This is a genomic window from Massilia sp. LC238 (assembly GCF_000735635.1).
Lineage (GTDB): Bacteria > Pseudomonadota > Gammaproteobacteria > Burkholderiales > Burkholderiaceae_D > Telluria > Telluria varians.
Window position 1 is genome coordinate 25,530 of the sequence record NZ_JNNN01000002.1, and the last position, 24,088, is coordinate 49,617.

23 protein-coding genes and 1 tRNA gene are annotated in these 24,088 nt (G+C 66.0%); 12 read left to right on the forward strand and 12 right to left on the reverse strand.

The features are described 5' to 3' along the window. Nucleotides 1-26: 26 nt before the first annotated feature. Nucleotides 27-1,676 (forward strand): M28 family metallopeptidase, encoded by a 1,650-nt coding sequence (locus FG94_RS00255; RefSeq protein ID WP_307188109.1) that lies wholly within the window; start codon nucleotides 27-29, stop codon nucleotides 1,674-1,676. A 42-nt stretch (nucleotides 1,677-1,718) separates the two neighbouring features. Here FG94_RS00255 and FG94_RS00260 read toward each other — a convergent pair whose 3' ends face one another. The 3 genes from FG94_RS00260 to FG94_RS00270 form a co-directional block, all read right to left on the reverse strand. After that, entirely contained in the window at nucleotides 1,719-2,474 is a 756-nt protein-coding gene (locus tag FG94_RS00260) for a YoaK family protein (protein WP_036205665.1), read from the reverse strand. Nucleotides 2,475-2,554: 80 nt separating this feature from the next. Then, on the reverse strand, nucleotides 2,555-2,893 hold the full coding sequence (locus FG94_RS00265) for a zinc ribbon domain-containing protein YjdM (RefSeq protein WP_036205668.1): 339 nt from the start codon (nucleotides 2,891-2,893) through the stop codon (nucleotides 2,555-2,557). A gap of 52 nt (nucleotides 2,894-2,945) precedes the next feature. Further along, nucleotides 2,946-3,021 (reverse strand) — tRNA-Phe (locus tag FG94_RS00270). Nucleotides 3,022-3,151: 130 nt separating this feature from the next. Here FG94_RS00270 and FG94_RS00275 point away from each other — a divergent pair. The 7 genes from FG94_RS00275 to FG94_RS00305 all read left to right on the forward strand — a co-directional run bounded on the left by FG94_RS00275 (nucleotide 3,152) and on the right by FG94_RS00305 (nucleotide 11,860). Further along, nucleotides 3,152-4,369, forward strand: coding sequence for an FAD-dependent monooxygenase (locus tag FG94_RS00275; RefSeq protein WP_036205670.1), 1,218 nt, complete (start codon nucleotides 3,152-3,154; stop codon nucleotides 4,367-4,369). A gap of 24 nt (nucleotides 4,370-4,393) precedes the next feature. After that, nucleotides 4,394-5,113 carry a DsbC family protein gene (locus FG94_RS00280; RefSeq protein WP_036205672.1) on the forward strand — a complete coding sequence of 240 codons (720 nt, stop codon included), beginning with the start codon at nucleotides 4,394-4,396 and terminating at the stop codon, nucleotides 5,111-5,113. 156 nt (nucleotides 5,114-5,269) lie between these two features. Beyond that, entirely contained in the window at nucleotides 5,270-5,728 is a 459-nt protein-coding gene (locus tag FG94_RS00285; RefSeq protein WP_036205674.1) for a (2Fe-2S)-binding protein, read from the forward strand. A 10-nt stretch (nucleotides 5,729-5,738) separates the two neighbouring features. After that, the gene (locus FG94_RS00290) at nucleotides 5,739-7,952 is read left to right on the forward strand and encodes a xanthine dehydrogenase family protein molybdopterin-binding subunit (protein WP_036205677.1); all 2,214 of its coding nucleotides are present in this window, start codon (nucleotides 5,739-5,741) and stop codon (nucleotides 7,950-7,952) included. Between the two features lie 4 nt (nucleotides 7,953-7,956). Then, nucleotides 7,957-8,559: an NTP transferase domain-containing protein gene (locus FG94_RS00295; RefSeq protein WP_229445798.1), complete on the forward strand. Its 603-nt coding sequence runs from the start codon at nucleotides 7,957-7,959 to the stop codon at nucleotides 8,557-8,559. Nucleotides 8,560-8,638: 79 nt separating this feature from the next. Continuing rightward, a complete protein-coding gene (locus FG94_RS00300; protein WP_036205679.1) occupies nucleotides 8,639-10,468 on the forward strand; it encodes a M61 family metallopeptidase in 1,830 nt (609 codons plus the stop codon). Nucleotides 10,469-10,552: 84 nt separating this feature from the next. After that, on the forward strand, nucleotides 10,553-11,860 hold the full coding sequence (locus FG94_RS00305; RefSeq protein ID WP_036205682.1) for an amidohydrolase: 1,308 nt from the start codon (nucleotides 10,553-10,555) through the stop codon (nucleotides 11,858-11,860). Between the two features lie 3 nt (nucleotides 11,861-11,863). Here FG94_RS00305 and FG94_RS26995 read toward each other — a convergent pair whose 3' ends face one another. The 7 genes from FG94_RS26995 to rpe all read right to left on the reverse strand — a co-directional run bounded on the left by FG94_RS26995 (nucleotide 11,864) and on the right by rpe (nucleotide 18,142). Further along, a complete protein-coding gene (locus FG94_RS26995) occupies nucleotides 11,864-12,352 on the reverse strand; it encodes an energy transducer TonB (protein ID WP_152570782.1) in 489 nt (162 codons plus the stop codon). Between the two features lie 100 nt (nucleotides 12,353-12,452). Next, complete coding sequence (gene trpC, locus FG94_RS00315) at nucleotides 12,453-13,253, reverse strand: indole-3-glycerol phosphate synthase TrpC (RefSeq protein ID WP_027864210.1); 801 nt, start codon at nucleotides 13,251-13,253, stop codon at nucleotides 12,453-12,455. Between the two features lie 35 nt (nucleotides 13,254-13,288). Continuing rightward, nucleotides 13,289-14,326, reverse strand: a complete 1,038-nt coding sequence (trpD, locus tag FG94_RS00320) for an anthranilate phosphoribosyltransferase (protein ID WP_036205685.1) — start codon at nucleotides 14,324-14,326, stop codon at nucleotides 13,289-13,291. Between the two features lie 193 nt (nucleotides 14,327-14,519). Continuing rightward, nucleotides 14,520-15,083 carry an aminodeoxychorismate/anthranilate synthase component II gene (locus tag FG94_RS00325; RefSeq protein ID WP_036205688.1) on the reverse strand — a complete coding sequence of 188 codons (564 nt, stop codon included), beginning with the start codon at nucleotides 15,081-15,083 and terminating at the stop codon, nucleotides 14,520-14,522. Between the two features lies 1 nt (nucleotide 15,084). Then, nucleotides 15,085-16,581 carry an anthranilate synthase component I gene (gene trpE, locus FG94_RS00330; protein ID WP_036205692.1) on the reverse strand — a complete coding sequence of 499 codons (1,497 nt, stop codon included), beginning with the start codon at nucleotides 16,579-16,581 and terminating at the stop codon, nucleotides 15,085-15,087. A gap of 191 nt (nucleotides 16,582-16,772) precedes the next feature. Beyond that, nucleotides 16,773-17,471, reverse strand: a complete 699-nt coding sequence (locus tag FG94_RS00335) for a phosphoglycolate phosphatase (RefSeq protein WP_036205695.1) — start codon at nucleotides 17,469-17,471, stop codon at nucleotides 16,773-16,775. Continuing rightward, nucleotides 17,471-18,142 (reverse strand): ribulose-phosphate 3-epimerase, encoded by a 672-nt coding sequence (gene rpe / locus FG94_RS00340; RefSeq protein ID WP_036205697.1) that lies wholly within the window; start codon nucleotides 18,140-18,142, stop codon nucleotides 17,471-17,473. Before rpe ends, FG94_RS00335 begins: the two co-directional genes overlap by 1 nt. A gap of 156 nt (nucleotides 18,143-18,298) precedes the next feature. Here rpe and apaG point away from each other — a divergent pair, with 156 nt between their 5' ends. Continuing rightward, nucleotides 18,299-18,673 (forward strand): Co2+/Mg2+ efflux protein ApaG, encoded by a 375-nt coding sequence (gene apaG / locus FG94_RS00345; protein ID WP_036205699.1) that lies wholly within the window; start codon nucleotides 18,299-18,301, stop codon nucleotides 18,671-18,673. Between the two features lie 15 nt (nucleotides 18,674-18,688). Here the strand turns inward: apaG and FG94_RS27780 are convergent, their stop codons facing one another. Then, entirely contained in the window at nucleotides 18,689-18,826 is a 138-nt protein-coding gene (locus tag FG94_RS27780; RefSeq protein WP_200879918.1) for a hypothetical protein, read from the reverse strand. A gap of 77 nt (nucleotides 18,827-18,903) precedes the next feature. Between FG94_RS27780 and FG94_RS00350 the strand changes: the two genes are divergently transcribed. Continuing rightward, complete coding sequence (locus FG94_RS00350) at nucleotides 18,904-20,088, forward strand: murein transglycosylase A (protein ID WP_036205701.1); 1,185 nt, start codon at nucleotides 18,904-18,906, stop codon at nucleotides 20,086-20,088. 7 nt (nucleotides 20,089-20,095) lie between these two features. Here FG94_RS00350 and FG94_RS00355 read toward each other — a convergent pair whose 3' ends face one another. After that, nucleotides 20,096-21,397, reverse strand: coding sequence for an MFS transporter (locus tag FG94_RS00355; RefSeq protein WP_051995916.1), 1,302 nt, complete (start codon nucleotides 21,395-21,397; stop codon nucleotides 20,096-20,098). Between the two features lie 75 nt (nucleotides 21,398-21,472). Here FG94_RS00355 and FG94_RS00360 point away from each other — a divergent pair, with 75 nt between their 5' ends. Further along, nucleotides 21,473-22,252, forward strand: coding sequence for an enoyl-CoA hydratase (locus FG94_RS00360; protein WP_036205703.1), 780 nt, complete (start codon nucleotides 21,473-21,475; stop codon nucleotides 22,250-22,252). A 3-nt stretch (nucleotides 22,253-22,255) separates the two neighbouring features. Then, complete coding sequence (locus FG94_RS00365; RefSeq protein WP_081925692.1) at nucleotides 22,256-23,821, forward strand: phospholipase D family protein; 1,566 nt, start codon at nucleotides 22,256-22,258, stop codon at nucleotides 23,819-23,821. The last annotated feature ends 267 nt before the right edge of the window (nucleotides 23,822-24,088 follow it).

Genomic DNA, 24,088 nt, shown 5'->3' on the forward strand with positions numbered 1-24,088 from the left:
TTAATCGCTACGACATGGAGACTCGTTTGAAATACGCTACCCTAGTTCTGATGGGCCTTGCGGTTACCGCCGCGCAGGCCGCCGACGGCCCGCGCTTCGACCCCAAGCGCCTGGCCCAGGACGTCAAGACCTTGTCCTCGGACGAATTCGAGGGCCGCGGCCCCAACACCGCGGGTGAAACCAGGACGGTCGATTACCTCGTGCAGCAGTTCAAGGCGGCCGGCCTGCAGCCGGGCGGCGACCTGAAGGACGGCAAGCGCGCCTGGACCCAGGACGTGCCCCTGGGCCGTTTCGAGATCAAGGGGCCGGTCAAGCTGACCCTCACCCAGGGCGGCGCCAGCCGCGAGCTGAAGCAGGGACCGGACATGGCCGTGCGCGCCTCGATGAGCGGCCTGAAACAGGTGTCCTTCAAGGACGCGCCGCTGGTCTTCGTCGGCTACGGCGTCACCGCGCCGGAACGCAAGTGGGACGACTTCAAGGGCGTGGACCTGAAGGGCAAGCTGGCGGTGGTCCTGATCAACGATCCGGATTTCGAAACCGGGCAGGGCGAGTTCGGCGGCAAGGCGATGACCTATTACGGCCGCTGGACCTACAAGTACGAAGAGATGGCGCGTCGCGGCGCGCTCGGCACCATCATCGTGCACGAGACCGCGCCGGCCTCCTACGGCTGGCCGACGGTGCAGAACTCGAATACCAACGTCATGTACGACGTGGTGCGCAAGGAGCCGCGCAAGTCGCACGCGCCGATGGAAGCCTGGGTCCAGCGCGACCTGGCAGCCTCGATGTTCAAGGCGGCCGGCCTCGATTTCGAGGCGGCCAAGAAGCAGGCCCAGAGCCGCGACTTCAAGCCGGTCGAGCTGAAAGGTGTCAAGCTGTCGGCCGACTACAGCACCGATTCCCAGGTCGTCACCTCGAAGAACGTGGTCGCGATCCGCGAAGGCAGCAAACAGCCGAAGCAATATGTGATCTACAGCGGCCACTGGGACCACCTGGGCGTGGGCCAGCCGGACGCCAAGGGCGACAAGATCTATAACGGCGCGGTGGACAATGCCACCGGCATCGCCGCCATGCTGGAACTGGCGCGCGTCTACGCCAAGCAGCCGGCGCCGCAGCGCAGCGTCGTGTTCCTGGCGGTGACGGCGGAAGAGAAGGGCCTGCTCGGCTCGGAATACTACGCTTCGAATCCCCTGTATCCGCTGGCCTCGACCGTGGCGGTGATCAACATGGACGCCCTGAACCCGCAGGGGCCGGCACGCGATTTCACCATCTCGGGCAGCGCCAAGCTGGAACTGCTGGACCAGCTGACCGCCAAGGCCAAGCGCTGGAACATGACGTACTCGCCGGATCCGAAACCGGAAGCGGGCTACTTCTTCCGTTCCGACCACTTCCCGTTCGCCAAGCGCGGGGTGCCGGCGATTTCCTTCGGCTCGGGCAAGAACTGGGTCGAGGGCGGCACCCAGGCCGGCATGGCGGACGAAGTGGCTTACACCGAGAAGCACTACCACCAGCCGTCGGACGAATTCAACCCGGCCTGGACCTTCACCGGCATGGCGCGTGACCTGGAGCTGCTGTATGCGCTGGGATTGGACCTGGCCAATTCCACTGGCTGGCCGAACTGGGCGCCGGAATCGGAGTTCCGCGCGGCGCGCGACAAGTCGGCGGCCGAGCGCAAGTAAGCGGCCCTGGACAGGATGAACGCCACCGTACGCGGTGGCGTTTTATTTTCTGGCGCGCCGGCGCCGCAGACGTGCCAGGTCGTCGAGTGCCGGAACGATCGCCAGCACGCACAGGACGACGGCAAGCGGCACCGTCGACCGGTAGCCGATGTGCGCGAATCCCAGCGCGCCGATCACGCCGCCGAAGAAGAAGGACAGCACCAGCATGGTGTGGATCCCGAGCCGGTCGCGGTTCGGCACGACCGTGCCGGCACCGGGCGCCGCCCGGCGATACGCCATTTTTCCCAGTTCGATGCCGATGTCGGTGATGATGCCTGTCATGTGGGTCGTCCTGATCTCGGCCCTGGACAGCTTGGTGATCAAGGCATTCTGCAGGCCCATGATAAAACACAGCAGCATGACGGTCAGCGGGACGAACAGCCCGGCGATCGTGGCAAGGTGGCCGCCAAGCAGGCCAAAGCCGAGCAGGAGCACGGCCTCGAGCAGCAAGGGCAGGGCGTATTCGCTGTGCATGCGGCGCTGGCGCGCGTGGCTGACCATCAGGGCGGTGCAGGTGGCGCCCAGCAGGAAGGACAGGATCGCGCCGAACCCGGCCAGTACCAGCGCATGGTCCCCCAGCGCCAAGTGATCCGCCATGCCCGACACGATACCGGTCATGTGCGAGGTGTACTGCTGCACGGCGAGAAAACCGCCCGCGTTGATGGCGCCTGCAATGAATGCCAGCGTGACACCGAGATGCCTGTTGGCATCGACGCTGCGCTTGTGCCCGGTGAGGCGTCTGGCAAAATGGATCGGCACGGCTTGCCTACCCCTTGGCTGTTCGACAGGATGGATGAACCTATCTTAAGTCATCTTGCCTGGTTGCACAAAAGTAGGGCTCAGTTCTTGCGCACGAACTCCGATTTCAGGCTCATCGCGCCGAAACCCTCGATCTTGCAGTCGATGTCGTGGTCGCCCTCGACCAGGCGGATATTCTTGACCTTGGTTCCCTGCTTGACCACGCCGCCCCCGCCTTTCAGCTTGAGGTCCTTGATGACGGTGACGCTATCGCCGTCCTGCAGGATATTGCCGGAAGCGTCGCGCCAGACCCGGGCGGCTTCGGGTGCTTCGCCCTCTACCGGCCACTCGTGGGCGCATTCCGGGCAGACGTACTGGCCGCTGCCGTCTTCATAAGTGAGGGTGGACTGGCATTCGGGGCAGGGAGGCAGGGTATGCATGGAAGACCTTTGAAAGCAAAAACGCCACCCGAGGGTGGCGTTCTTTAATTCTTGGTGGCCCGGGGCGGAATCGAACCACCGACACAAGGATTTTCAATCCTCTGCTCTACCAACTGAGCTACCAGGCCAAGAGAGGCATGATTATAGCCAGCGATTCTCATCCGCGCAAGCCCCCATGCGCACGCTGCGGCCGGCAAGCGCCTGTGGCGCGCTTCAGATGCCCGAGCGCGCTGTTGACATCTCGCTATAATGTGTTTCATGACTACCACCTCCGCCCAGTACCGCAGCGACGTCTGCATCGTCGGCAACGGCGCCATCGCCAAGACTGCCGCCCTCGGTTTTGCCCAGTCGGGATACAGCGTCACCCTGCTGGTGCCGCCAGCGCGCCCGGCGCCAGAGACGCCGAGCACCTCGGCGGCGGAAAAACCCTGGGACGTGCGCGTCTACGCCCTCAACCACACGGCCCACGACCTGCTGGCATCGCTCAAGGTCTGGGGCGCCCTCGACCTGGCGCGGGTGCAGCCGGTCGATGCGATGGACATCAAGGGCGACGGCCAGCAGGGCGGCAACCTGGGCTTCGACGCCTTCGGCGCCCATGTCGGCACGCTGGCCTGGATCGTCGAGGACAGCAACCTGAACGGCGCGCTGGACGCGGCGCTCAAGTTCGCCGCCAACGTCCAGATGGTGTCCGGCTGTGCCTGCGACCTGACCTGCAGCGAGCTGGGGGCCGCCGTGCTGCTGGAAGACGGCACGAAAATCGCCTGCGAACTGGTGGTCGGCGCCGACGGGCGCGAATCCTGGGTGCGCGGCCAGTGCGACATCGGCGTCGATTACCGCATGTACCACCAGCGCGCCATCGTCACCAATTTTGCCTGCGACAAGCCGCACCACGGCGTGGCCTACCAGTGGTTCACCTGCGCCGACGGCATCGTCGCGCTGCTGCCGCTGCCGGGCAACCGTGTTTCGCTGGTCTGGTCGGCCCCGGAAACCCTGGCCGACACCCTGATGGACGAGTCGCTCGGCGAACTGGCGATCCGCCTGGCCGAATACGCCGACGACAAGCTCGGCACCCTGCGCCCCCTGCAGCCGGAAGCCGTCAAGGCGGTGCCGCTGGCGCTGGTGCGCCCGCACTCGCTGGTCGCGCCGCGCGTGGCCCTGGTGGGCGACGCCGCCCACGCGGTACATCCGCTGGCGGGCCACGGCATGAACCTGGGCTTCGGCGACATCGTCGACCTCCTGCAGGTGCTGCGCGAACGCGAAGACCGGCGCGGCATCGCCGACGAACGGGTGCTGGCGCGCTATGCCCGCAAGCGCAAGGAAGACGTGCTGCTCATGCAATGGGCCACCGACGGGCTCGAACGTTTGTTCGGCGCCAACCTGGAACCGGTACGCGTCGTGCGTAATTTCGGATTAAACTTGCTCGATAAATTGCCTTCGGTAAAGCGTCGCCTGATGGCGCATGCGATGGGCAAGTAAGCACCTAGCCTTTAAGGAATTGTCATGTTGAAAACAAAGGTCGCCGTCCTGCTGGCGACGGGCCTGCTCGCATCCTGCGTGGAAGCGCAGAACACCACCGAAGCCACGATCAAGAAGGCGCTCGAACCGCGCCTGGGCGGCGCCAAGATCGAATCGATCCGCGAGACGCCCTACAGCGGCCTGTACGAAGTGCGCGTGGCCGGCGACATCCTGTACACGGACAAGAAGGGCGACTACCTGTTCATCGGCCACGTCTACGACACCAAGACGTCGACCAACCTGACCCGCGCCCGCATCGAGGAAGTCAACAAGATCAAGTTCAGCGACCTGCCGCTGGAACTGGCGCTCAAGCAGGTCAAGGGCAACGGCAAGCGCGTCATCGCCGTGTTCGAGGACCCGAACTGCGGCTACTGCAAGCGCCTGCGCCAGACCACGCTCAAGGAAATCGACAACGTCACGATCTACACCTTCATGTACAACATCCTGTCCGAGGATTCGTTCGTGAAGTCGAAGAACATCTGGTGCGCCGCGGACCGCGTCAAGGCCTGGGATGACTGGATGATCAACAACAAGCTGCCACCGGCGGCGCCAGCCGGCTGCGAATCGCCGAACGACCAGGTCGTGGCCCTCGGCCAGAAGCTGCGTATCCAGGGCACGCCGGCCATCTTCTTCACCGATGGTTCCCGCATTCCGGGTGCGATCGACCTGAAGGGGCTGGAGGCCAAGCTGCAGTCGCTGAAGTAAACCGTAGGGTGGGCGGGTTTCCCGCCCACGCGGCGATAGTTATCGGCTCCGCTTTCGCGCCGGATGATCTTGCAGCTACGTATCACCGCGTGGGCGGCATAGCCGCCCACCCTACGAAAACAAAAACAACCACGTAGTCCAAACAGGGAGCAGTACATGGTCACCTTGAACATCAACGGGCGCGACCTCCAGGTCGACGCCGACCCCAGCACGCCCATCCTCTGGGCACTGCGCGACAACCTCAACATGACGGGCACCAAGTTCGGCTGCGGCGCGGCGCTGTGCGGCGCCTGCACCGTGCACCTGGACGGCAACCCGATCCGCTCCTGCGTCACACCGATCTCCGCCGCCCAGGGCTTGAAGATCACCACCATCGAAGCAATGGAAAACGACAAGGTCGGCAAGGCCGTGCAGGACGCCTGGGTCAAGCACGACGTGCCGCAGTGCGGCTACTGCCAGAGCGGCCAGGTGATGAGCGCCGTGGTCCTGCTGCGCACCAACAAGCGCCCGAGCGACGCCGACATCGACAACGCGATGAGCGGCAACATCTGCCGCTGCGGCACCTACCAACGGATCCGCGCGGCCATCAAGGATGCCGCCACGACCCTGGCCTGAGGAGAGCGCGATGAAATTCGACTGGATCGATCGCGCCGCCGCCGCGCGCGCCGCCGGCGCCGGTTTGTCGCGCCGCGGCTTCCTGAAGACCGCGGGCGCCGCCACCGGTGGGCTGGTGCTGGGCTTTACGCTGCCGGGCGCGCATCGTTTCGCCCAGGCCGCCGAAGCCAAGGTCTACGCACCGAACGCCTTCCTGCGCGTAGCGCCCGACAACACCATCACCGTCATGGTCAACCGCCTCGAATTCGGCCAGGGCGTGCACACCTCGCTGCCGATGCTGATCGCCGAGGAACTCGACGCCGACTGGTCGCAGATGCGCGGCGAGCTGGCCCCTGCCGGCGAGGTCTACAAGGATCCGGCTTTCGGCATGCAGATCACCGGCGGCTCGGGCAGCATCGCGCACGGCTTCACGCAATACCGCGAGATCGGCGCGCGCGCCCGCGCCATGCTGGTTGCCGCCGCGGCCGAGCAGTGGAAGGTGGCGCCAGGGCAGTGCCGCACCTCGAAAGGCATGGTGCTCGGCCCGAACGGCCAGAAGGCGAGCTACGGTTCGCTGGCCGAGGCCGCGATGAAGCAGCCGGTGCCCGCCACCGTGGTGCTGAAGGAGCCGAAAGCCTACCGCTACATCGGCAAGCCAATGCGCCGCATCGATGCGCGCGCCAAGTCGAGCGGCCGCCAGCAGTTCGGCATCGACTTCACGCCGGAGGATGCCCTCACCGTGCTGGTGGCGCGCCCGCCGGTGTTCGGCGCGAAAGTAGCAAAGTTCGATGCCGCCGCCGCGCGCGCCGTGAAGGGCGTGGTCGAGGTGCTGGAAGTGGACCTGGACCGCGGCGCCCGTGGCGTCGCCGTGTTCGCAACAGGCTACTGGCCGGCCAAGCAGGGCCGCGAGGCGCTGCAGGCCGAGTGGGATACGAGCGGGCTCGAGAAGGTCAGCAGCGCGCAGCAGCTGGAAGAATTCCGCAAGCTGGCCAAGGCCCCGGGCGGCGCGCTCGCGCGCAAGGCCGACGTGTCGCAGCTGGCCGGCGCTGCCCACAAGATCTCGGCGGTCTATGAGTTCCCCTACCTGGCGCATGCGCCGATGGAGCCGCTCAACTGCGTGGTCGACCTGAAGATTGACTCCTGCACGATCTGGGCGGGTACCCAGTCGCAGACGGTCGACCAGCAGGTGGCGGCTGGAATCCTCGGCCTCAAGCCGGAGCAGGTGACGATCAACACCATGATGGCCGGCGGCGGCTTCGGCCGCCGTGCGGTGCTGGCATCGGACTGGGTCGGCGACACGGTCCGCATCGCCAAGGCCTGGCGCGCCGCCGGCAAGAGCGGCCCGGTCAAGCTGGTGTGGAGCCGCGAGGACGACATCCGCGGCGGCTACTACCGCCCGTCCTATGTGCACCGCGCCGACCTGGGCATCGACGGCAAGGGCCGGATCGTGGCCTGGGACCACAAGATCGTCGGCCAGTCGATCATGGCCGGCACCATGTTCGAGCAGGGCATGGTCAAGGACGGCGTGGACGGCAGCACGGTCGAGGGCATGGGGGCGCCCTACGACGTGCCGCTGAACCTGGCGGTCGAGGGCGTGAAGCAGAACGTGCCGGTGCTGTGGTGGCGCTCGGTCGGTTCGACCCATACCGCCTACGTGATGGAGACCCTGATCGACGAAGCCGCGCACGTGGCCAGGATGGACCCGGTCGCCTACCGCAAGAAGCTGATGGGCGAGAAGCACCTGCGTCACCGCGCGGCGCTCGACCTGGCGGTGGCCAAGTCCGGCTACGGCACGAAAAAGCTGCCGAAGGGGCGCGCCTGGGGCGTGGCCGTGCACGAGTCCTTCGGCTCGGTGGTCGCCTACGTGGTCGAGGCATCGGTGGTCGACGGCGTGCCGAAGCTGCACCGCGCGGTCGCGGGCGTGCACTGCAACCAGCCGGTCAACCCGCTGTCGATCGAGGCGCAGGTGCAGGGCGCGGCCCTGATGGGCCTGGGAATGACCCTGCCGGGCGCCGCGATGACGCTCAAGGACGGCGTGGTCGAGCAGCAGAACTTCGGCGACTACGTCGTGGCCCGCCACCACGAGATGCCGCAGGTCGAGGTGCACATCGTGCCGTCGAACGATCCGCCCACCGGCGTCGGCGAACCGGGCCTGCCGCCGCTGGCGCCGGCCTTTGCCAACGCCGTGTTCCGGCTGACCGGCAAGCGCCTGCGCAAGCTGCCTTTCGACCTGGCGACGGCTTGACGCGATGTCGCAGACGCGCACGTCGCCGGCGCGCATGTCCTTGACCGGCATCCTGCTTGCTGCCGGCCGGGGCCGCCGTTTCGACGCCGGGGGCAGCCGCAACAAGCTGCTCCAGCCGCTGCCCGGCGGCGAGCTGGTGGCCGCTGCCAGCGCACGTCGCCTGCTCGCCTGCGTGCCGCGCGTGGTCGCGGTGGTGCCGCCGGAAGACGGCGGCGTGGGCGACATCCTGCGCGCACTCGGCTGCGAAATTACCGTGTGCCCGGACGCCGATACCGGCATGGGCGCCTCGCTGGCCCACGCGATCCGCCACTCGCTGCCGGCCGAAGGCTGGCTGGTGGCGCTGGGGGACATGCCTTTTGTGGCGGCATCCACCCTGGACGCGCTGGTTGAGGCGGTACAGGCGGGCGCCGGCATTGCGGCGCCGGTGGTCGGCGGAAGGCGCGGCAACCCGGTCGCCTTCGGTCCCGTTCACCGCGACGCGCTGCTGGCGATGGCGGGCGACCAGGGCGCGCGCCGGCTGCTGCAGGCGTATCCGGTACAAGACGTCCCCGTGGCCGACCCCGGCATCCTGCAGGACATCGATACGCCCGCCGACCTGCCGGCGTGATGTATGCATGTCATTGTTTTCCAGTCGTGATCGAATCCGATTACACTAGGGAGCATATTTGGCCGCATCACCTATCGATATGAAAAAACCTTCCCAGAAAAAGAAGCCCGAGCAGCCCGCCATCCTCTACACCATCGTTCCCAAGGACCTGGCCGGCCACCTGTTCAACGTCACGGTTACGGTTGCAAGCCCCGACCCTGAGGGACAGGTATTCACGCTGCCGGCCTGGATCCCCGGCAGCTACATGATCCGCGAGTTCGCCCGCAACATCGTGCGCATCCGCGCCGAGAGCGGCGGCCAGGATGTCGCCTTGAGCAAACTGGACAAGCATTCCTGGCGCGCGGCGCGCACCAGCGGTCCCTTGACCCTGCACTACGAGGTGTACGCCTGGGACCTGTCGGTTCGTGCCGCCCACCTCGACCAGACCCACGGTTTCTTCAACGGCACCAGCGTGTTCCTGCGCGTGGTTGGCCAGGAAGCCCTGGCTCACCAGGTCGACATCCAGCGCCCCGGCGACCTGGTCGCGAAGGGCTGGCGCGTCGCCACTGCGATGAAGGAACTCGGCGCCAAGCGCTACGGTTTCGGCACCTACGTCGCGGCCGACTACGACGAGCTGATCGATCATCCGGTCGAAATGGGCGACTTCGAGCTGGCCAGCTTCAAGGCCCACGGCATCCCGCACGACATCGTCATTACCGGCCGCGTGCCCAACCTCGACATGGCGCGCCTGCAGGCCGACCTGAAAGCCATCTGCGAAACCCAGATCGCCTTCTTCGAACCGCACACGACACGCGCGCCGATGGACCGCTACGTCTTCATGACGATGGCCGTCGGCGACGGCTACGGCGGCCTGGAGCACCGCGCTTCCACCGCCCTGATCTGCGCCCGCGCCGACCTGCCGAGCCTGGCCACCCCGAGGAGCGCCGAGCCGGGCGAAGGCTACCTGCGCTTCCTGGGCCTGTGCAGCCACGAATACTTCCACACCTGGAACGTCAAGCGCATCAAGCCGGCGGTGTTCGCGCCCTACGACCTGCAGGTGGAGAACTACACCCCGCTGCTGTGGCTGTTCGAAGGTTTCACCAGCTACTACGACGACCTGATGCTGGTGCGCGCCGGGATCATCGGCGAAGCGACCTATTTCAAGCTGCTGTCCAAGACCGTCGGCGGCGTCCTGCGCGGCAGCGGACGCCTCAAGCAGAGCGTGGCCGATTCGAGCTTCGACGCCTGGAGCAAGTACTACCGCCAGGACGAGAACTCGCCGAATGCGATCATCAGCTACTACACCAAGGGTTCCCTGATCGGCCTGGCCTTCGACCTGACGATCCGCGCCAGGACCAACGGCGCGAAGTCGCTGGACGACGTGATGCTGGCCCTGTGGGAACGCTTCGGGCGTGAGTTCTACAGCGGCGCGGGCCGCGGCGTGACGGAGGCCGAGGTCGAGGCGATCTTCGACGAAGTGGCCGGCACGCGCCTGCGCACCCAGTTCGAGCGCTGGGTGCGCGGCACCGACGACCTGCCGCTGGCCAAGCTGTACGCGCCTTTCGGCGTCAAGCTGGTGGACGAGCGCAAGGGCGGCAAACCTTCGCTGGACGCCGGCATCGGCCGCGACCCGCTGGGCGCCAAGCTGACCCAGGTGCACGAAGGCGGCGCCGCGCACCGCGCCGGCCTGTCGGCGCACGACGTCATCATCGCCATCGACGGCCTGCGTGCCAGCGGCAACCCGGCCAACGTGGACACGCTGCTCGGCCGCTACCGCGTCGGCGACAAGGTGACCGTGCATGCCTTCCGCCGCGACGAGCTGATGGCCTTCGACGTGACGCTGCAGGGCGACAAGCTGCCGACCATCACCCTGTCGCAGGCCGTCGCCGGCAAGAAGTCGATTGCCCTGAAGCGCCCCAGCGCCGTTTAATATTCCGAATGTGGGCGTCTCGTAATTCGGGCCACTGGCCCGAATTACCCCACGCGTTCAAACCGAACATGCACTGAGGTTCATTTGAAGAACACCCTAATTGCCGCCGTTCTCTCGCTCTGCACCGCATCCGCCTCCGCCCAGCTCCCCGCCCCACTCAAAACCGACATCAGCACCCGTGTCAACGCCATGTACCCCTGGCTCGACACGGTCTACAAGGACCTGCACGCCAACCCGGAAATCGCCTTCCAGGAAGTGCGCACCGCCGGCAAGCTCGCCGGCGAGATGGGCAAGCTCGGTTTCGAGGTCACCGAGAAGGTCGGCAAGACCGGCATCGTGGCGGTCCTGAAGAACGGCGCCGGCCCGACGGTGCTGGTGCGTACCGAGATGGACGGCCTGCCGATGGAAGAGAAGACCGGCTTGCCCTACGCCAGCCGGGCCAAGGCCGTAAGCAATGGCGCCGAGAGCTTCGTCACCCACAGCTGCGGCCACGACGTCCACATGGCCGGCTGGCTTGGCACGGCCCGTACCCTGGCCGAGATGAAGGCCAAGTGGAAAGGCACGCTGGTCTTCATCGCCCAGCCCGCCGAAGAAATCGTCTCCGGCGCCAAGGCGATGCTGGACGATGGCCTGTTCAAGCGCTTCCCCAAACCCGACTATGCGTTCGCCCTGCATTCCTGGCCGCTGGCGCACGGCACCGTCGGCTTCAATGACGGTCCGGTGTCGTCCAACTCGGACGCGATCGAGATCGTGTTCAAGGGCCGCGGCGGCCACGGCTCGGCGCCGGACAAGTCGGTCGACCCGATCACGATCGCCGCCCGTTTCGTGGTGGACGTGCAGACCGTGGTCAGCCGCGAGAAGGATCCGAAGGAATTCGGCGTGGTGACCATCGGCGCCATCCAGGGCGGCACGGTCGGCAACATCATCCCGGACAACGTGCAGGTGCGCGGCACCATCCGCTCGTACAGCCCGGCCGTGCGCGCCAAGCTGCTCGACGGCGTGCGCCGGGTCGCCAACGCGTCCGCCGCCATGGCCGGCGCACCGGCGCCGGACGTCCAGCTGATCAGCGGCGGCGCGGCCATCGTCAACAGCGAGGCGCTGGTGGCCAAGACCGAAGCCGTGTTCAAGGACGCCTTCGGGGCCGCCAAGGCCCAGCGCATGCCGGCCATGACCGCCAGCGAAGACTTCTCGCTGTTTGTCAACGAGGGCGTGCCCTCGATGTTCTTCTTTACCGGCGTGTACGACCCGAAGGCGGTGGCTGAGGCCGAACGTGAAGGCGGCAAGCCGATCGCCTTCAACCACTCGCCGTTCTACGCGCCGGTGCCGGAACCGTCGATCAAGACGGCGGCGCAGGCGATGAGCCTGGCGGTGCTGAACGTCCTCGGGCGCTAAGGACTACTGCGGACCGGCCAGCGTCCTGAGCTGGAAGCGGTAGTCCCGGTCGAACAGGAAGGTTTCCGAGAAGGTCATCGCGCGGCTGTTCGCGGCAAGCAGGCCGTGAGGCCGGGGCAGCGGTCCGCTGCGCAGCATCGACGCCATGGCGATCCGCGCGGCGTTCGCGTCGCGCGCACGCTGCACTTGCACGTCGGTCAACTGGCCGTCCCCGTCCACCGTGATGTTCACCACCACGATCGCTGGCAGCATCGGCGGCAGGCGTCCGCTGAAGATACGGTCGGCATTGCGCCGGACGATGTGGCGCGCCACGTGCGCCTTGTAGGCGTCGAGCGTGAGGGATGGCGGTGGCGTTGGCGCGGCGGTCGGCTCGCGGTCGATGGCGATGCTGCTGCGCTCTTCGACGGGAACGGGAGGAGGAGAACTAGCGCAGCCGCACAGGACTGCCAGAAGCGTCGAGAGAAGCGCTTGACTGCGAAAAGAAATGTTCATGGCGGATGAATGCAGCGTCGCAGGTTGGCGCCTCGAGGGCGCTTAGCTTCGACGCCGCGCAGTCATCCTTAGTTCCGCGGAGCTTAGTCAGCCCCGGATATCAGCCAAACAGCCTCTGCAGTTCCACGCCCGGCTCCGGCGCCCGCATGAAGGCCTCGCCGACCAGGAAGGCATGCACGTTCGCCGCGCGCATCCGCTGCACGTCCGCCGGTCCCATGATGCCCGACTCGGTCACCACCAGGCGCTCCGCCGGAATCCGCGGCAGCAGGCCCAGCGTGGTATCGAGCGACACCTCGAAAGTGCGCAGGTTACGGTTGTTGATGCCCAGCAGCGGGGTCTTCAGCTTCAGCGCCGCAGTCAGTTCTTCGCCGTCGTGCACCTCGACCAGCACGTCCATGCCGAGGTCAAGCGCACAGGCTTCCAGTTCCGCCATCAGGCCGTGGTCCAGTGCCGACACGATCAGGAGGATCGCATCCGCGCCCATCGCACGCGCCTCGTACACCTGGTAATGGTCGACGATGAAATCCTTGCGGATCACCGGCAGCGCGCAGGCGGCGCGCGCCTGGCGCAGGTAATCCACCGAGCCCTGGAAGAACTGCACGTCGGTCAGCACCGACAGGCAGGCCGCGCCGTGTTCGGCGTAGCTTTGCGCGATCGCCGCCGGCTGGAAGTCCGGGCGCAGCACGCCTTTCGAGGGCGAGGCCTTCTTCACTTCCGCGATGATGCCGGCCTGGCCGGCAGCGATCTTGTTGCGCAGGCTGTTCTCGAAACCGCGGATGGCGCGGCGCGCTTCCAGGTCGCTTTCCACCTCGCGGCGCAGGCTGGCCAGGTCGCGCGCTTTCTTCGCCGCGGCCACTTCGTCGGCCTTGACGGCCAGGATCTTGTTCAGGATATCGGACATAAGACTCTCAATGCGTTGGCTTGCTGCTGCTTCGCTCAGGCGTGACCACCGAGCTGGCGCGTGACGGTGACGAATTGCTCGAGCTTGGCCAGGGCCGCGCCGGACGCGATCGTCGCCCGCGCCTTCGCCAGGCCTTCCTCGATCGAGGACACGACGCCTGCCGCATACAGGGCGGTGCCGGCGTTGAGCGCCACGATGTCGGTGGCGGGGCCCGGCTCGCCGCGCAGCGCTTCCATCACGCGTTCCTTCGATTCCGCCGTATTCGCCACTTTCAGGTTGCGGCTCGAGATCATCGACATGCCGAAATCTTCCGGATGGATCTCGTACTCGCGGATTTCGCCGTCGACCAGTTCACCCACCAGGGTGCCGGCGCCGAGCGAGACCTCGTCCATATTGTCGCGGCCCCAGACCACCATTGCATGCTGGGCTCCGAGGCGCTGCAGCACGCGAACCTGGATGCCGACCAGGTCGGGGTGGAACACGCCCATCAGGATGTTGGGCGCGCCGGCCGGGTTGGTCAGCGGTCCCAGGATATTGAAGATGCTGCGCACGCCCAGCTCGCGGCGCACCGGCGCCACGTGCTTCATGGCGGCGTGGTGGTTGGGTGCGAACATGAAGCCGATGCCGGTCTGGGCGATCGACTGGGCGATCTGCTCGGGCTTCAGGTCGATCTGGGCGCCGAGCGACTCGATCAGGTCGGCGCTGCCGGAGGACGAGGACACGCTGCGCCCGCCGTGCTTGGCCACGCGCGCGCCGCTGGCGGCGGCAACGAACATCGAGGCGCTCGAGATATTGAAGGTGTTGGCGCCATCGCCGCCGGTGCCGACGATGTCGAGCAGGTGGGTGGTGTCGGCCATCGGCACCTTGGTCGAGAACTCGCGCATGACCTGGGCGGCGGCGGTGATCTCGCCGATGGTTTCCTTCTTCACGCGCAGGCCCATGGTCAGGGCCGCCACCATGGTCGGCGACATCTCGCCCGACATGATCTGGCGGAACAGGTGCAGCATCTCGTCGTGGAAGATTTCGCGGTGTTCGATACAGCGCAGCAGGGCTTCTTGTGGGGTGATCGGCATGGCGGGTCCAGTATGGTGAAATTCGTTTGCTAGTCGCTAGCTCTTCGCTTGCTCCGCAGCCTTTGCACGTCATTCCGGCGAAGGCCGGAATCCAATTTTGTGTGATCACCTACAAGGTGTCACGCTAGTGGTACGCAACGAACTTGGGTTCCGGCCTGCGCCGGAACGACGGTCTTGAGGCTAGCGGTATATCTCAGCGCTCGAGAAAATTCTTGAACAGCGCGTGGCCGTGCTCCGACAGGATCGACTCGGGATGGAACTGCACCCCCTCGATGTCGTACTCCTTGTGGCGCACGCCCATGATCTCGCCGTCGTCGGTCCATGCCGTCACTTCCAGGCAGTCCGGCAGCGAAGCGCGCTCGATCGCCAGCGAGTGGTAGCGGATCACGGTGAAGGGGCTCGGCAAGTCCTTGAACACGCCTTCGCCGGTGTGGGCGATGAGCGAGGTCTTGCCGTGCATGACCTGCTTGGCGCGGATGACGTTCCCGCCAAACGCCTCGCCGATCGCCTGGTGGCCGAGGCACACGCCCAGGATCGGCAGCTTGCCCTTGAATTCGCGCAGGATGTCGAGCGAGATGCCGGCATCCTTCGGCGCCTTCGGGCCCGGCGAGATGCAGATGCGGTCGGGCGCCATCGCTTCGATATCTTTCAACGTGATTTCGTCGTTGCGCACCGTGCGCACGTCCTCGCCCAGCTCGCCCAGGTACTGGACGATGTTGTAGGTGAACGAGTCGTAGTTGTCGATCATTAGCAGCATGTCAGAACTCCCCATCCAGGCCGTCTTGCACCTGTTCGGCCGCGCGCAGCACGGCGCGCGCCTTGTTTTCCGTTTCCTGCCATTCCATCTCGGGGATGGAATCGGCCACGATGCCGGCCGCGGCCTGTACGTAGAGGTTGCCGTCCTTGATCACGCCGGTGCGGATCGCGATCGCCACGTCCATCTCGCCACCAAAGGAAAGGTAGCCGCACGCGCCGCCGTAGATGCCGCGCTTGACCGGCTCCAGCTCGTCGATCACTTCCATCGCGCGCACCTTGGGCGCACCGGTGAGGGTGCCGGCCGGGAAGGTGGCGCGCAGCACGTCGAGGTTCGACATGCCGTCTTTCAGCTTGCCTTCGACGTTGGAGACGATGTGCTGCACGTGCGAGTACTTCTCGATCACCATCCGGTCGGTGACTTTCACGCTGCCGGTATCGGCGATGCGGCCGATGTCGTTGCGCGCCAGGTCGATCAGCATCACGTGCTCGGCGATCTCCTTCGGATCGGCCAGCAGTTCGGCCGCCAGTTCGGTGTCGCGTTCCGGGGTGGCGCCGCGCGGACGGGTGCCGGCGATCGGACGCAGGGTCACCTTCTTGCCGCCGTCGGGCAGGGACTCGTTGCGTACCAGGATTTCCGGCGAGGCGCCGACGATCTGCATGTCGCCGAAGTTGTAGTAGTACATGTAGGGCGACGGGTTCAGCGAGCGCAGCGAGCGGTACAGCGACAGCGGCGAATCCACGTAGGGCTTGCGGATGCGCTGGCCGATCTGCACCTGCATCAGGTCGCCCGCCATCACGTATTCGTGGGCCCGGGCCACCGCCTTCAGGTAGTCTTCCTTGCTGAAGTCGCGCACCGCCTCGGTACGCACCGAGCTGGAGGTCACCGGCGCATCGACGCTCCGGCGCAGCATCACGCGCAGGTCCTTCAGGCGCTGGCGCGCTTTCGCATAGGCTTCCGGCTGGGCCGGGTCGGCGTAGACGATCAGGTAGAGCTTGCCCGACAGGTTGTCGATCACCGCCAGTTCTTCGGTCAGCAGCAGCTGGATGTCCGGCAGGCCCAGTTCGTCGCGCGGGCAGCTGTTCTCAAGCTTGCGCTCGATGTGGCGCACGGTGTCATAGCCGAAGTAGCCGGCCAGGCCGCCGCAGAAGCGCGGCATGCCGGGGCGCAGGGCCACCTTGACGCGCGACTGGTAAGCCTCGATGAATTCCAGCGGATTGCCTTCGTGCGTCTCGATCACTTCGCCGTGCCTGACGACGTCGGTATGCTTGCCGCTGTTGCGGATCAGGGTCGAAGCAGGCAGGCCGATGAAGGAATAGCGGCCGAAGCGCTCGCCGCCAACCACCGACTCCAGCAGGAAGGTGTTCTTGCCGGCCTGCTGGGACTGGGCCAGCTTGAGGTAGAGCGTCAGCGGGGTCTCGAGGTCGGCGAAGGCTTCCGCGACCAAAGGAATGCGGTTATAGCCCTGGTTGGCCAGCGATTTGAATTCGAGTTCGGTCATGCTTTTCTCCAGACCGCCCAAGGGAAGGGAAGGGCGGTGGTTCACTTCAAAAAACCTGTCGGACGAGCACGGCCGACAGCAATCGGGGACGGGTTAGTTAGCCCAGGATTGCCAGCGTCGCCACAGCCAGGCCTCAAGGGCGCCGGTCTGGTTGACAGTGTGTTTTTTGGTGAAAAACATGTATAGATAACTTATTTTGCGGTGTGGTTATGCGCAGATATCTGCTCTGCCGCTTCTAGCAGCGAACTCACTATACCATCAGAATTAATTTCTTGTATAGGCCGTCCGTGGTTATAACCATATGGGACTGTGAGCACGAAGCAACCGGCGGCGCGTGCGCTTTCGGCGTCGTTGGACGAGTCGCCGATCGCCACCACCGTCGATGGCGGCAGGTCCAGCGCGGCGCAGGCGCCCAGCATCGGCATCGGGTCCGGCTTCTTCTTTTCGAAGGAATCGCCGCCGAACACGCGCTCGAAATACGGCGCCAGGCCCTTCTGGTCGAGCAGGGGAAGCGTGAAAGCGATGGGCTTGTTGGTCACGCAGACCAGGCGCAGGCCTTGCGCGCGCATGGCCTGCAGGCCCTCGATCACGCCCTCGAACAGCGTGCTGTGGTCGCCGTTGATGGCGAGGTAGTGGCGCTGGTAGCCGGCCAGGGCTTCGTCAAACACCGCGTCCACGCGCGCAGCATCCCAGTCGAGCAGCAGCGCGTCGCGCACCAGTTTTTCGGAGCCCTTGCCGACCAGCGGCTTGATGGTCGCCTGGGTGATCGGCGCCAGGCCCAGGTCGGCGCGCATGCCGTTCAGGGCCGCCTCGAAGTCGGGCACCGTGTCGAGCATGGTGCCGTCCAGGTCGATGATGGCGGCCTTGATTGCCGCGGCGCCGGCCCGCATTATTTGCCGACCTTGGCCAGCTCGCCGCGCATCGCGTCGATCACGGCCTTGTAGTCCGGCTTGCCGAAGATCGCCGAGCCTGCGACGAAGGTGTCGGCGCCTGCGGCGGCCGCTTCGGCGATGTTGTCGGCCTTGATGCCGCCGTCGACTTCCAGCATGATGTCGCGGCCCGACTCGTCGATCATGCGGCGCGCCATGGCGATCTTCTTCAGCGCCTGCGGGATGAAGGACTGGCCGCCGAAGCCCGGGTTCACCGACATGATCAGGATCATGTCGATCTTGTCCATCACGTGTTCGAGGTAGTGCAGCGGGGTGTGCGGGTTGAACACCAGGCCGGCCTTGCAGCCGTTATCGCGGATCAGCTGCAGGGTGCGGTCGATGTGCTCCGAGGCTTCCGGGTGGAAGGTAATGATGTCGGCGCCGGCCTTGGCGAAGTCCGGGATGATGCGGTCGACCGGCTTGACCATCAGGTGCACGTCGATCGGTACCTGCACGTGCGGGCGGATCGCCTGGCACACCAGCGGGCCGATGGTCAGGTTCGGGACGTAGTGGTTGTCCATCACGTCGAAGTGGATGATGTCGGCGCCGGCGGCGACGACATTGCGCACTTCCTCGCCCAGGCGGGCGAAATCGGCGGACAGAATGCTGGGAGCGATGCGGTAGGTAGTCATGAAAGGTCGTGCCGGTAAAAAGAATCCGTTATTTTACGCTGATGAAGCGCAGGCCCGCTGCGCCCGCGGCGACTTGGAAAGCCGCCGCGCGGTATGATTGTCGTTTGCGCCACACAGGGCGCTTCCACCAATATTGACGATCACGCAAGGAATCCCATGCCCGCCTATGAATTCGCTGTCAAGGTCAGGACCCAGTACCTGCCGGAACAGTCCAACCCGGAACGGGACCAGTACGTGTTCAGTTACACCATCACGATTATCAACACGGGCAGCATTGCCGCCCAGCTGATCTCGCGCCACTGGGTCATCACCGACGCCAACAACGCGGTGCAGGAAGTGAGCGGCCTGGGCGTGGTCGGCCACCAGCCGCTGCTGCAGCCGGGCCAGCAGTTCGAGTACACCAGCGGCACCCAGTCGGCAACGCCGCAGGGCTCGATGAAGGGCGAATACTTCTGCGTGGCCGAGGATGGCCACCGCTTCGAAGTGCCGATTCCGGAATTCGTGCTGGCGCAGCCGGGCGCACTGCACTGATCAGCGCAGCACAGCTTATTGTTCGCCGGCGTCACGTTCCTTCTGTGCCGGCTCGTCGCGCGGCACGTCCTTGCGGCCGGCGAACATCGTCCACCAGACGATAAAGACGAGCAGGAAGAGTGCCACGCCGGCTTCCACCATCAAGATCCACATATCGGTCCTTCAGTCCTTTTGTTCTTATGCCATCGACACGCCGCAGTGTAACCGCTTCGCTTGCCCTCGTCGCCTTTTTGAGCGCCTGCTCGACCACGCCGCAGCAGCCGCCCAAGCCCGCCGAACCGGTGCGCATGCCGCCGCCGGTCGGCCCGGTCTATGTGCCCGAGCAGCCGGCGGCGCCTGCGCAACCGGTAGTCCCGGCTCAGCCGCCGGCGCCGACGCCGCTCATGACGCCGACCACCTTCAGCGCCTTGCCGGGCTGGGAACAGGACGACCTGCGCCAGGCCTGGCCGGCCCTGCTGCAATCCTGCCGCGGCCTGGCCAGCAAGCCTGACTGGAAAGCGGTGTGCGCCGCGGCCCGCGCCATGGACGGAAGCGACGCCGCCGCGGTGCGCGGCTTCTTCGAGAGCCGGTTCGTGCCGAACCTGGTGCGCGCCGCCGATGGCGCCGACACCGGCCTGATCACGGGTTATTACGAAGCGATGCTGTACGGTTCGCGCAAGCGCGCTGGCGCCTACCAGACGCCCCTGTACCGCGTCCCGGACGACCTGCTCACGGTCGACCTGGGCAGCGTGTATCCGCAGCTGAAGGGCATGCGCCTGCGCGGCCGCCTGTCGGGCAAGACCGTGGTGCCGTACAGCAGCCGCGCCGAGATCGCGCGTGCGCCCTTCGCCGGCAAGGAGCTGTTGTGGGTGAACGATCCGGTCGAGGCCTTCTTCCTCGAAGTGCAGGGCTCGGGCCGGGTGCAGCTCGACAGCGGAGAAACGGTGCGCGTGGCCTACGCCGACCAAAACGGCCATCCCTACAAGGCGATCGGGCGCTGGCTGGTGGAGCAGGGCGAACTCAGCGTCGAGGAGGCCACGGCCCAGGGCATCCGCGCCTGGATCGCGGCCAATCCGGGACGCCGCCAGGAGCTGTTCAACGTGAACCCCAGCTATATCTTCTTCCGCGAAGAGAAACTGCCCGATCCTTCGCTCGGCCCGAAGGGCGCGCTGGGCGTGCCGCTCACGCCGGGGCGTTCGGTGGCGATCGATCCGGCCTTCGTGCCGCTCGGCGCGCCGCTCTACCTGGCGACCACCGAAGCCGGCAGCGAGGTGCCGATGCAGCGCCTGATGATGGCGCAGGATACCGGCGGCGCCATCCGCGGCGCGGTGCGGGCCGACTTCTTCTACGGATTCGGCCCGGATGCGATGGACCGGGCGGGCAAGATGAAGCAGCGCGGCACGGTCTGGGTGCTGCTGCCGCGCGCGGCGCAATAATCCCGGACTACTCCCTGGCCTGCCTGAGGCGGGTGCCGAACACGCCTCCGGCCGCCAGCAGGACGGCGCCGGCGGCGATGCAGCCCAGGCCTGCGCGCACGCCGAAGCCTTCGCTCAGTCCGCCCGCCAGCAGGGCGCCCAGCGGCGCCGCAGCCACGGTCAGGGCGCGCATCGTCGCCACCATCCGGCCCAGCACCGCATCGGGCGTCACGCGCTGGCGCAGGGCGATGTAGGGCACGAAGAACAGCGTCGCGCCGCAGTCGATCCAGAACACCACGATGGCGTAGGCCGCCACCGTCCAGGCTGCGCTGCCGAACAGCGCCGGTGGGATGGCCGGCACCAGGGCGAAGCCGAAGGCCGACACGCACAGGCCGACCAGGATGCCGCCGCCGGTGCCCAAGCGCCTCGAGAGCGGCTTGACCAGCAGCGAGGCCGCCAGCACGCCCAGGCCGCCCAGCATGTTGGCCATGCCCATGGTCCCCGGCGTCATGCCGAGCACGCGGGTGGCGAACAGCACGTGCAGGGCGGTGTAGCCATAAAACAGCAGGTGCCAGCAGGCCGAGACCCAGGCCAGGGTGCGCAGCAGCGGCTGGTTCCAGACGAAAGCCAGGCCCTCCTGGATGTCGCGCAGCGGATGGGAGGTCGAGGGCGGCGGCTGCGGCTCGCGTGCGCGGATGCGGCGCAGGTTGAGCAGCGAAACGATGAAACCCGCCACATTGCACAGGATGGTGATCGGCGCGCCCAGCAGCTGCACCAGGCCGCCCGCCATGCCGGGACCGACCACGCGCGCGGCCGATTCCGTGGCCGCGAACTTGGCCTGGGCGTCCACCAGGCCGTCGCGCCCGACCAGGAAGGTGAGGAATACCTGTTCGGCACTGCCGCCCACCACATGGCCGGCGCCGATCACGAAGCCGACCGCATACAGCCAGGGGATGGTCAGCATGTCCAGCCACCAGGCCAGCGGCACGCTGGCCAGCGCGATCGCCACTATCAAATCGCTGCACATGATGACCGGCAGGCGCCGGCTGCGGTCCAGCAGGACGCCGGAGGGAAGGCCGAACAGCAGGAAGGGTAGGGATTCGAAGGCGGCCAGGGTGCCCATCTGCGCCGGCGTCGCATGCAGCATCAGCACCGCGCAGATCGGCAGGGCCAGCAGCGTGATCTGCGCGCCGAAATGGGCCAGAATGCTGCTGAACCAGAAGCGGTGGAAGTCGGGCTTGCGCATCACCGAGTCGGCAGGAACGCGCTTTTGCAGCCAGTTGTTACCAAACGAAAGAATGGTGATCTCGCACAGAATATTGCTGAACAAATAATCATACCGTGTTTGATTGAGCGCGAGACGTTACAATCCCGGCAATCCGTCCACCTCACAAGGGAAAGCCACATGGAATATGCAGATCTGCTGATCGAAAACCACGGCAAGGTCGTCGTGATCCGCCTGAACCGTCCGAAGGCGATGAACGCGCTGAACGACAACATGATGAACGAGCTGGGTGATGCCCTGCACAAGTTCGACGCCGACCCGGCGGTCAACGTCATCGTCCTGACCGGCAGCGACAAGGTCTTCGCGGCGGGCGCCGACATCGCGGCCATGGCGAACTACACCTATGCGGCGGACACCTACCCGGGCAACTACATCGGCCGCAACTGGGAGCACATCCTGAACATCCGCAAGCCGGTGATCGGCGTGGTGTCGGGCTACTGCCTGGGCGGCGGCTGCGAGCTGGCCATGATGTGCGACTTCCTCATCGCGTCCGAGAGCGCCAAGTTCGGCCAGCCGGAAATCAAGGTGGGCGTGACCCCGGGCGCCGGCGGCACCCAGCGCCTGCCGCGCGCGATCTCGAAGTCGAAGGCGATGGACATGCTGCTCACCACCCGCATGATCGACGCCGCCGAGGCCGAGCGCACCGGTCTGGTGTCGCGCGTGTATCCGGTCGAGAGCGTGATGGAAGAGGCGATCAAGGTGGCCCAGGGCATCGCCGAGATGCCGGTGTCGGTCGCCATGCAGATCAAGGATTGCGTCAATCAGGCCTACCAGATGCCGCTGAACGAAGGCGTGCGCTACGAGCGCCGTTACTTCCACGCCGGTTTCGGCACGCCTGCGCAGAAAGAAGGCATGTCGGCCTTCCTCGAAAAGCGCAAGCCGAACTTCGAAGGCATGTAAGCGATGCGGGCGGCGTCGTTCCCGGCATTGCGTCGAGGAGCGGCGGCGCTCGTCGTCTTCACGGTCGCGGTGGCGGCCTACGGCTGCAGCGCACTGCCGCCACCGGGCCAGCGTGCCGCCAGCCTCACGCTGGACGGCACCCACACGACACGTCTGGGACAGGCCATCGCCCCGCTGGCGGCCGCGCATCCCGGCCGCTCCGGGATCCATCCCCTGATCGACGGGCGCGATGCCTTTGCGGCACGCGTGCTGCTCGCCCGCAGCGCAGAGCGCAGCCTCGACGTCCAGTACTATATATGGCGCGATGACCTGACCGGCACGCTGATGCTGGATGCCTTGCGCGAGGCCGCTGCGCGCGGCGTGCGGGTTCGCCTGCTGCTGGACGATAACAATACCGCCGGACTCGACCCTAGCCTGGCTGCCCTCGATCGTGAACCGAACGTCGAGGTGCGGCTCTTCAATCCCTTCGCGCTGCGCCGCTGGCGCAGCCTGGGCTACCTCACCGATTTCAGCCGGCTGAACCGGCGCATGCACAACAAATCCTTCACGGCGGACGGCCAGGCAACGATCGTCGGCGGCCGCAACGTGGGCAACGAATATTTCGGCGTCGCGGGGGACATGCTGTTCGTCGACCTCGACGTGCTGGCGGTCGGCCCGGTGGTACGCGACGTGTCGCAGGATTTCGACCGCTACTGGAACAGTGCTTCCGCCTATCCCGTCGCGGTGCTGGTCGATGCGGACGACGCGCAGCGTCCCAGCGCATTGGCCGAGCGGGCGGCCGCCTTGCGCAAGCGGCCTGCCGCCCAGCGTTACCTCGAGGCGATCCGGACCTCGCCCTTCGTCGAGCAGCTGGTGGAAGGTCAACTGCCGCTGGAGTGGAGTCCAACGCGTCTGGTGAGCGACGATCCGGCGAAAGTGCTGGGCAAGGCCGATCCGGACGACCGCATGGCCGTGGGCTTGCGCAAGCTGTTGGGCGAGCCGAAGCGGCAGCTCGACCTGGTGTCGCCATATTTCGTTCCCAGCAAGGATGCGGCGCAGGCCCTGGGCGATATCGCGCGTGGGGGCGTGCATGTACGCGTGCTGACCAACTCCCTCGGGGCGACCGATGTGGCGGCCGTGCACGCCGGCTATGCCAAGTGGCGCCGCGGGCTGATCGAGGCCGGTGTCTCGGTGTTCGAGCTGCGCCGCAGGTGGGGAGCCGAGCTGCCGGAGCGCGGCAAGGGGCGCTTCGGCAGCTCCGCGTCAAGCCTGCATGCCAAGACCTTCGGTGTGGATGGCCGCGCCGTGTACGTCGGCTCCTTCAATATGGACCGGCGCTCGATCGACCTGAATACCGAGATGGGGTTGGTGATCGACAGTGCGCAACTGGCCGGGCAACTGGACAAGACACTCGACGACGCGATTCCTGAAACCGCGTATGAGGTTCGCCTGGACGAGCAGGGGCGACTCTATTGGCTCGAGCGTACCGGCGGAAAACTCAGGCGCCATGACCAGGAGCCGGGCACGACCGTCTGGAAGCGCGCAGGCGTCCAGTTGCTGTCATTTTTGCCCATCGACTGGCTCCTGTAAAAAATTTTCGACGAAGGCCTTGCGGGACGGTAGGGCGGTTTGCTATAGTTCGCCCCCGCTTCGGTAGCGACCGAAAAAGTTCAACGAAATCAGTTGGTTAAGTTGACAAGGTTCGCAGATGAAAATCTGCAACGAAGCGAACGAGGGGTTGACGAGTTAAGCGAAACACTGCATAATCTCACTTCTCTGCTGCTGACGAACACAACGCTTCGTAAGGTGCAGCAAGGTAGTACAGAACAACGGTTCTTTAACAATCAACAGTCGATA

Excerpts from the sequence above, each read along its gene's own strand:
- FG94_RS00265 (WP_036205668.1), bottom strand. The coding sequence starts at position 2,893 with ATGCATACCCTGCCTCCCTGCCCCGAATGCCAGTCCACCCTCACTTAT.
- FG94_RS00275 (WP_036205670.1), top strand. The coding sequence starts at position 3,152 with ATGACTACCACCTCCGCCCAGTACCGCAGCGACGTCTGCATCGTCGGC.
- FG94_RS00280 (WP_036205672.1), top strand. The coding sequence starts at position 4,394 with ATGTTGAAAACAAAGGTCGCCGTCCTGCTGGCGACGGGCCTGCTCGCA.
- FG94_RS00285 (WP_036205674.1), top strand. The coding sequence starts at position 5,270 with ATGGTCACCTTGAACATCAACGGGCGCGACCTCCAGGTCGACGCCGAC.
- FG94_RS00290 (WP_036205677.1), top strand. The coding sequence starts at position 5,739 with ATGAAATTCGACTGGATCGATCGCGCCGCCGCCGCGCGCGCCGCCGGC.
- FG94_RS00295 (WP_229445798.1), top strand. The coding sequence starts at position 7,957 with ATGTCGCAGACGCGCACGTCGCCGGCGCGCATGTCCTTGACCGGCATC.
- FG94_RS00300 (WP_036205679.1), top strand. The coding sequence starts at position 8,639 with ATGAAAAAACCTTCCCAGAAAAAGAAGCCCGAGCAGCCCGCCATCCTC.
- FG94_RS26995 (WP_152570782.1), bottom strand. The coding sequence starts at position 12,352 with ATGAACATTTCTTTTCGCAGTCAAGCGCTTCTCTCGACGCTTCTGGCA.
- trpC (WP_027864210.1), bottom strand. The coding sequence starts at position 13,253 with ATGTCCGATATCCTGAACAAGATCCTGGCCGTCAAGGCCGACGAAGTG.
- trpD (WP_036205685.1), bottom strand. The coding sequence starts at position 14,326 with ATGCCGATCACCCCACAAGAAGCCCTGCTGCGCTGTATCGAACACCGC.
- FG94_RS00325 (WP_036205688.1), bottom strand. The coding sequence starts at position 15,083 with ATGCTGCTAATGATCGACAACTACGACTCGTTCACCTACAACATCGTC.
- trpE (WP_036205692.1), bottom strand. The coding sequence starts at position 16,581 with ATGACCGAACTCGAATTCAAATCGCTGGCCAACCAGGGCTATAACCGC.
- FG94_RS00335 (WP_036205695.1), bottom strand. The coding sequence starts at position 17,471 with ATGCGGGCCGGCGCCGCGGCAATCAAGGCCGCCATCATCGACCTGGAC.
- rpe (WP_036205697.1), bottom strand. The coding sequence starts at position 18,142 with ATGACTACCTACCGCATCGCTCCCAGCATTCTGTCCGCCGATTTCGCC.
- apaG (WP_036205699.1), top strand. The coding sequence starts at position 18,299 with ATGCCCGCCTATGAATTCGCTGTCAAGGTCAGGACCCAGTACCTGCCG.
- FG94_RS27780 (WP_200879918.1), bottom strand. The coding sequence starts at position 18,826 with ATGTGGATCTTGATGGTGGAAGCCGGCGTGGCACTCTTCCTGCTCGTC.
- FG94_RS00360 (WP_036205703.1), top strand. The coding sequence starts at position 21,473 with ATGGAATATGCAGATCTGCTGATCGAAAACCACGGCAAGGTCGTCGTG.
- FG94_RS00365 (WP_081925692.1), top strand. The coding sequence starts at position 22,256 with ATGCGGGCGGCGTCGTTCCCGGCATTGCGTCGAGGAGCGGCGGCGCTC.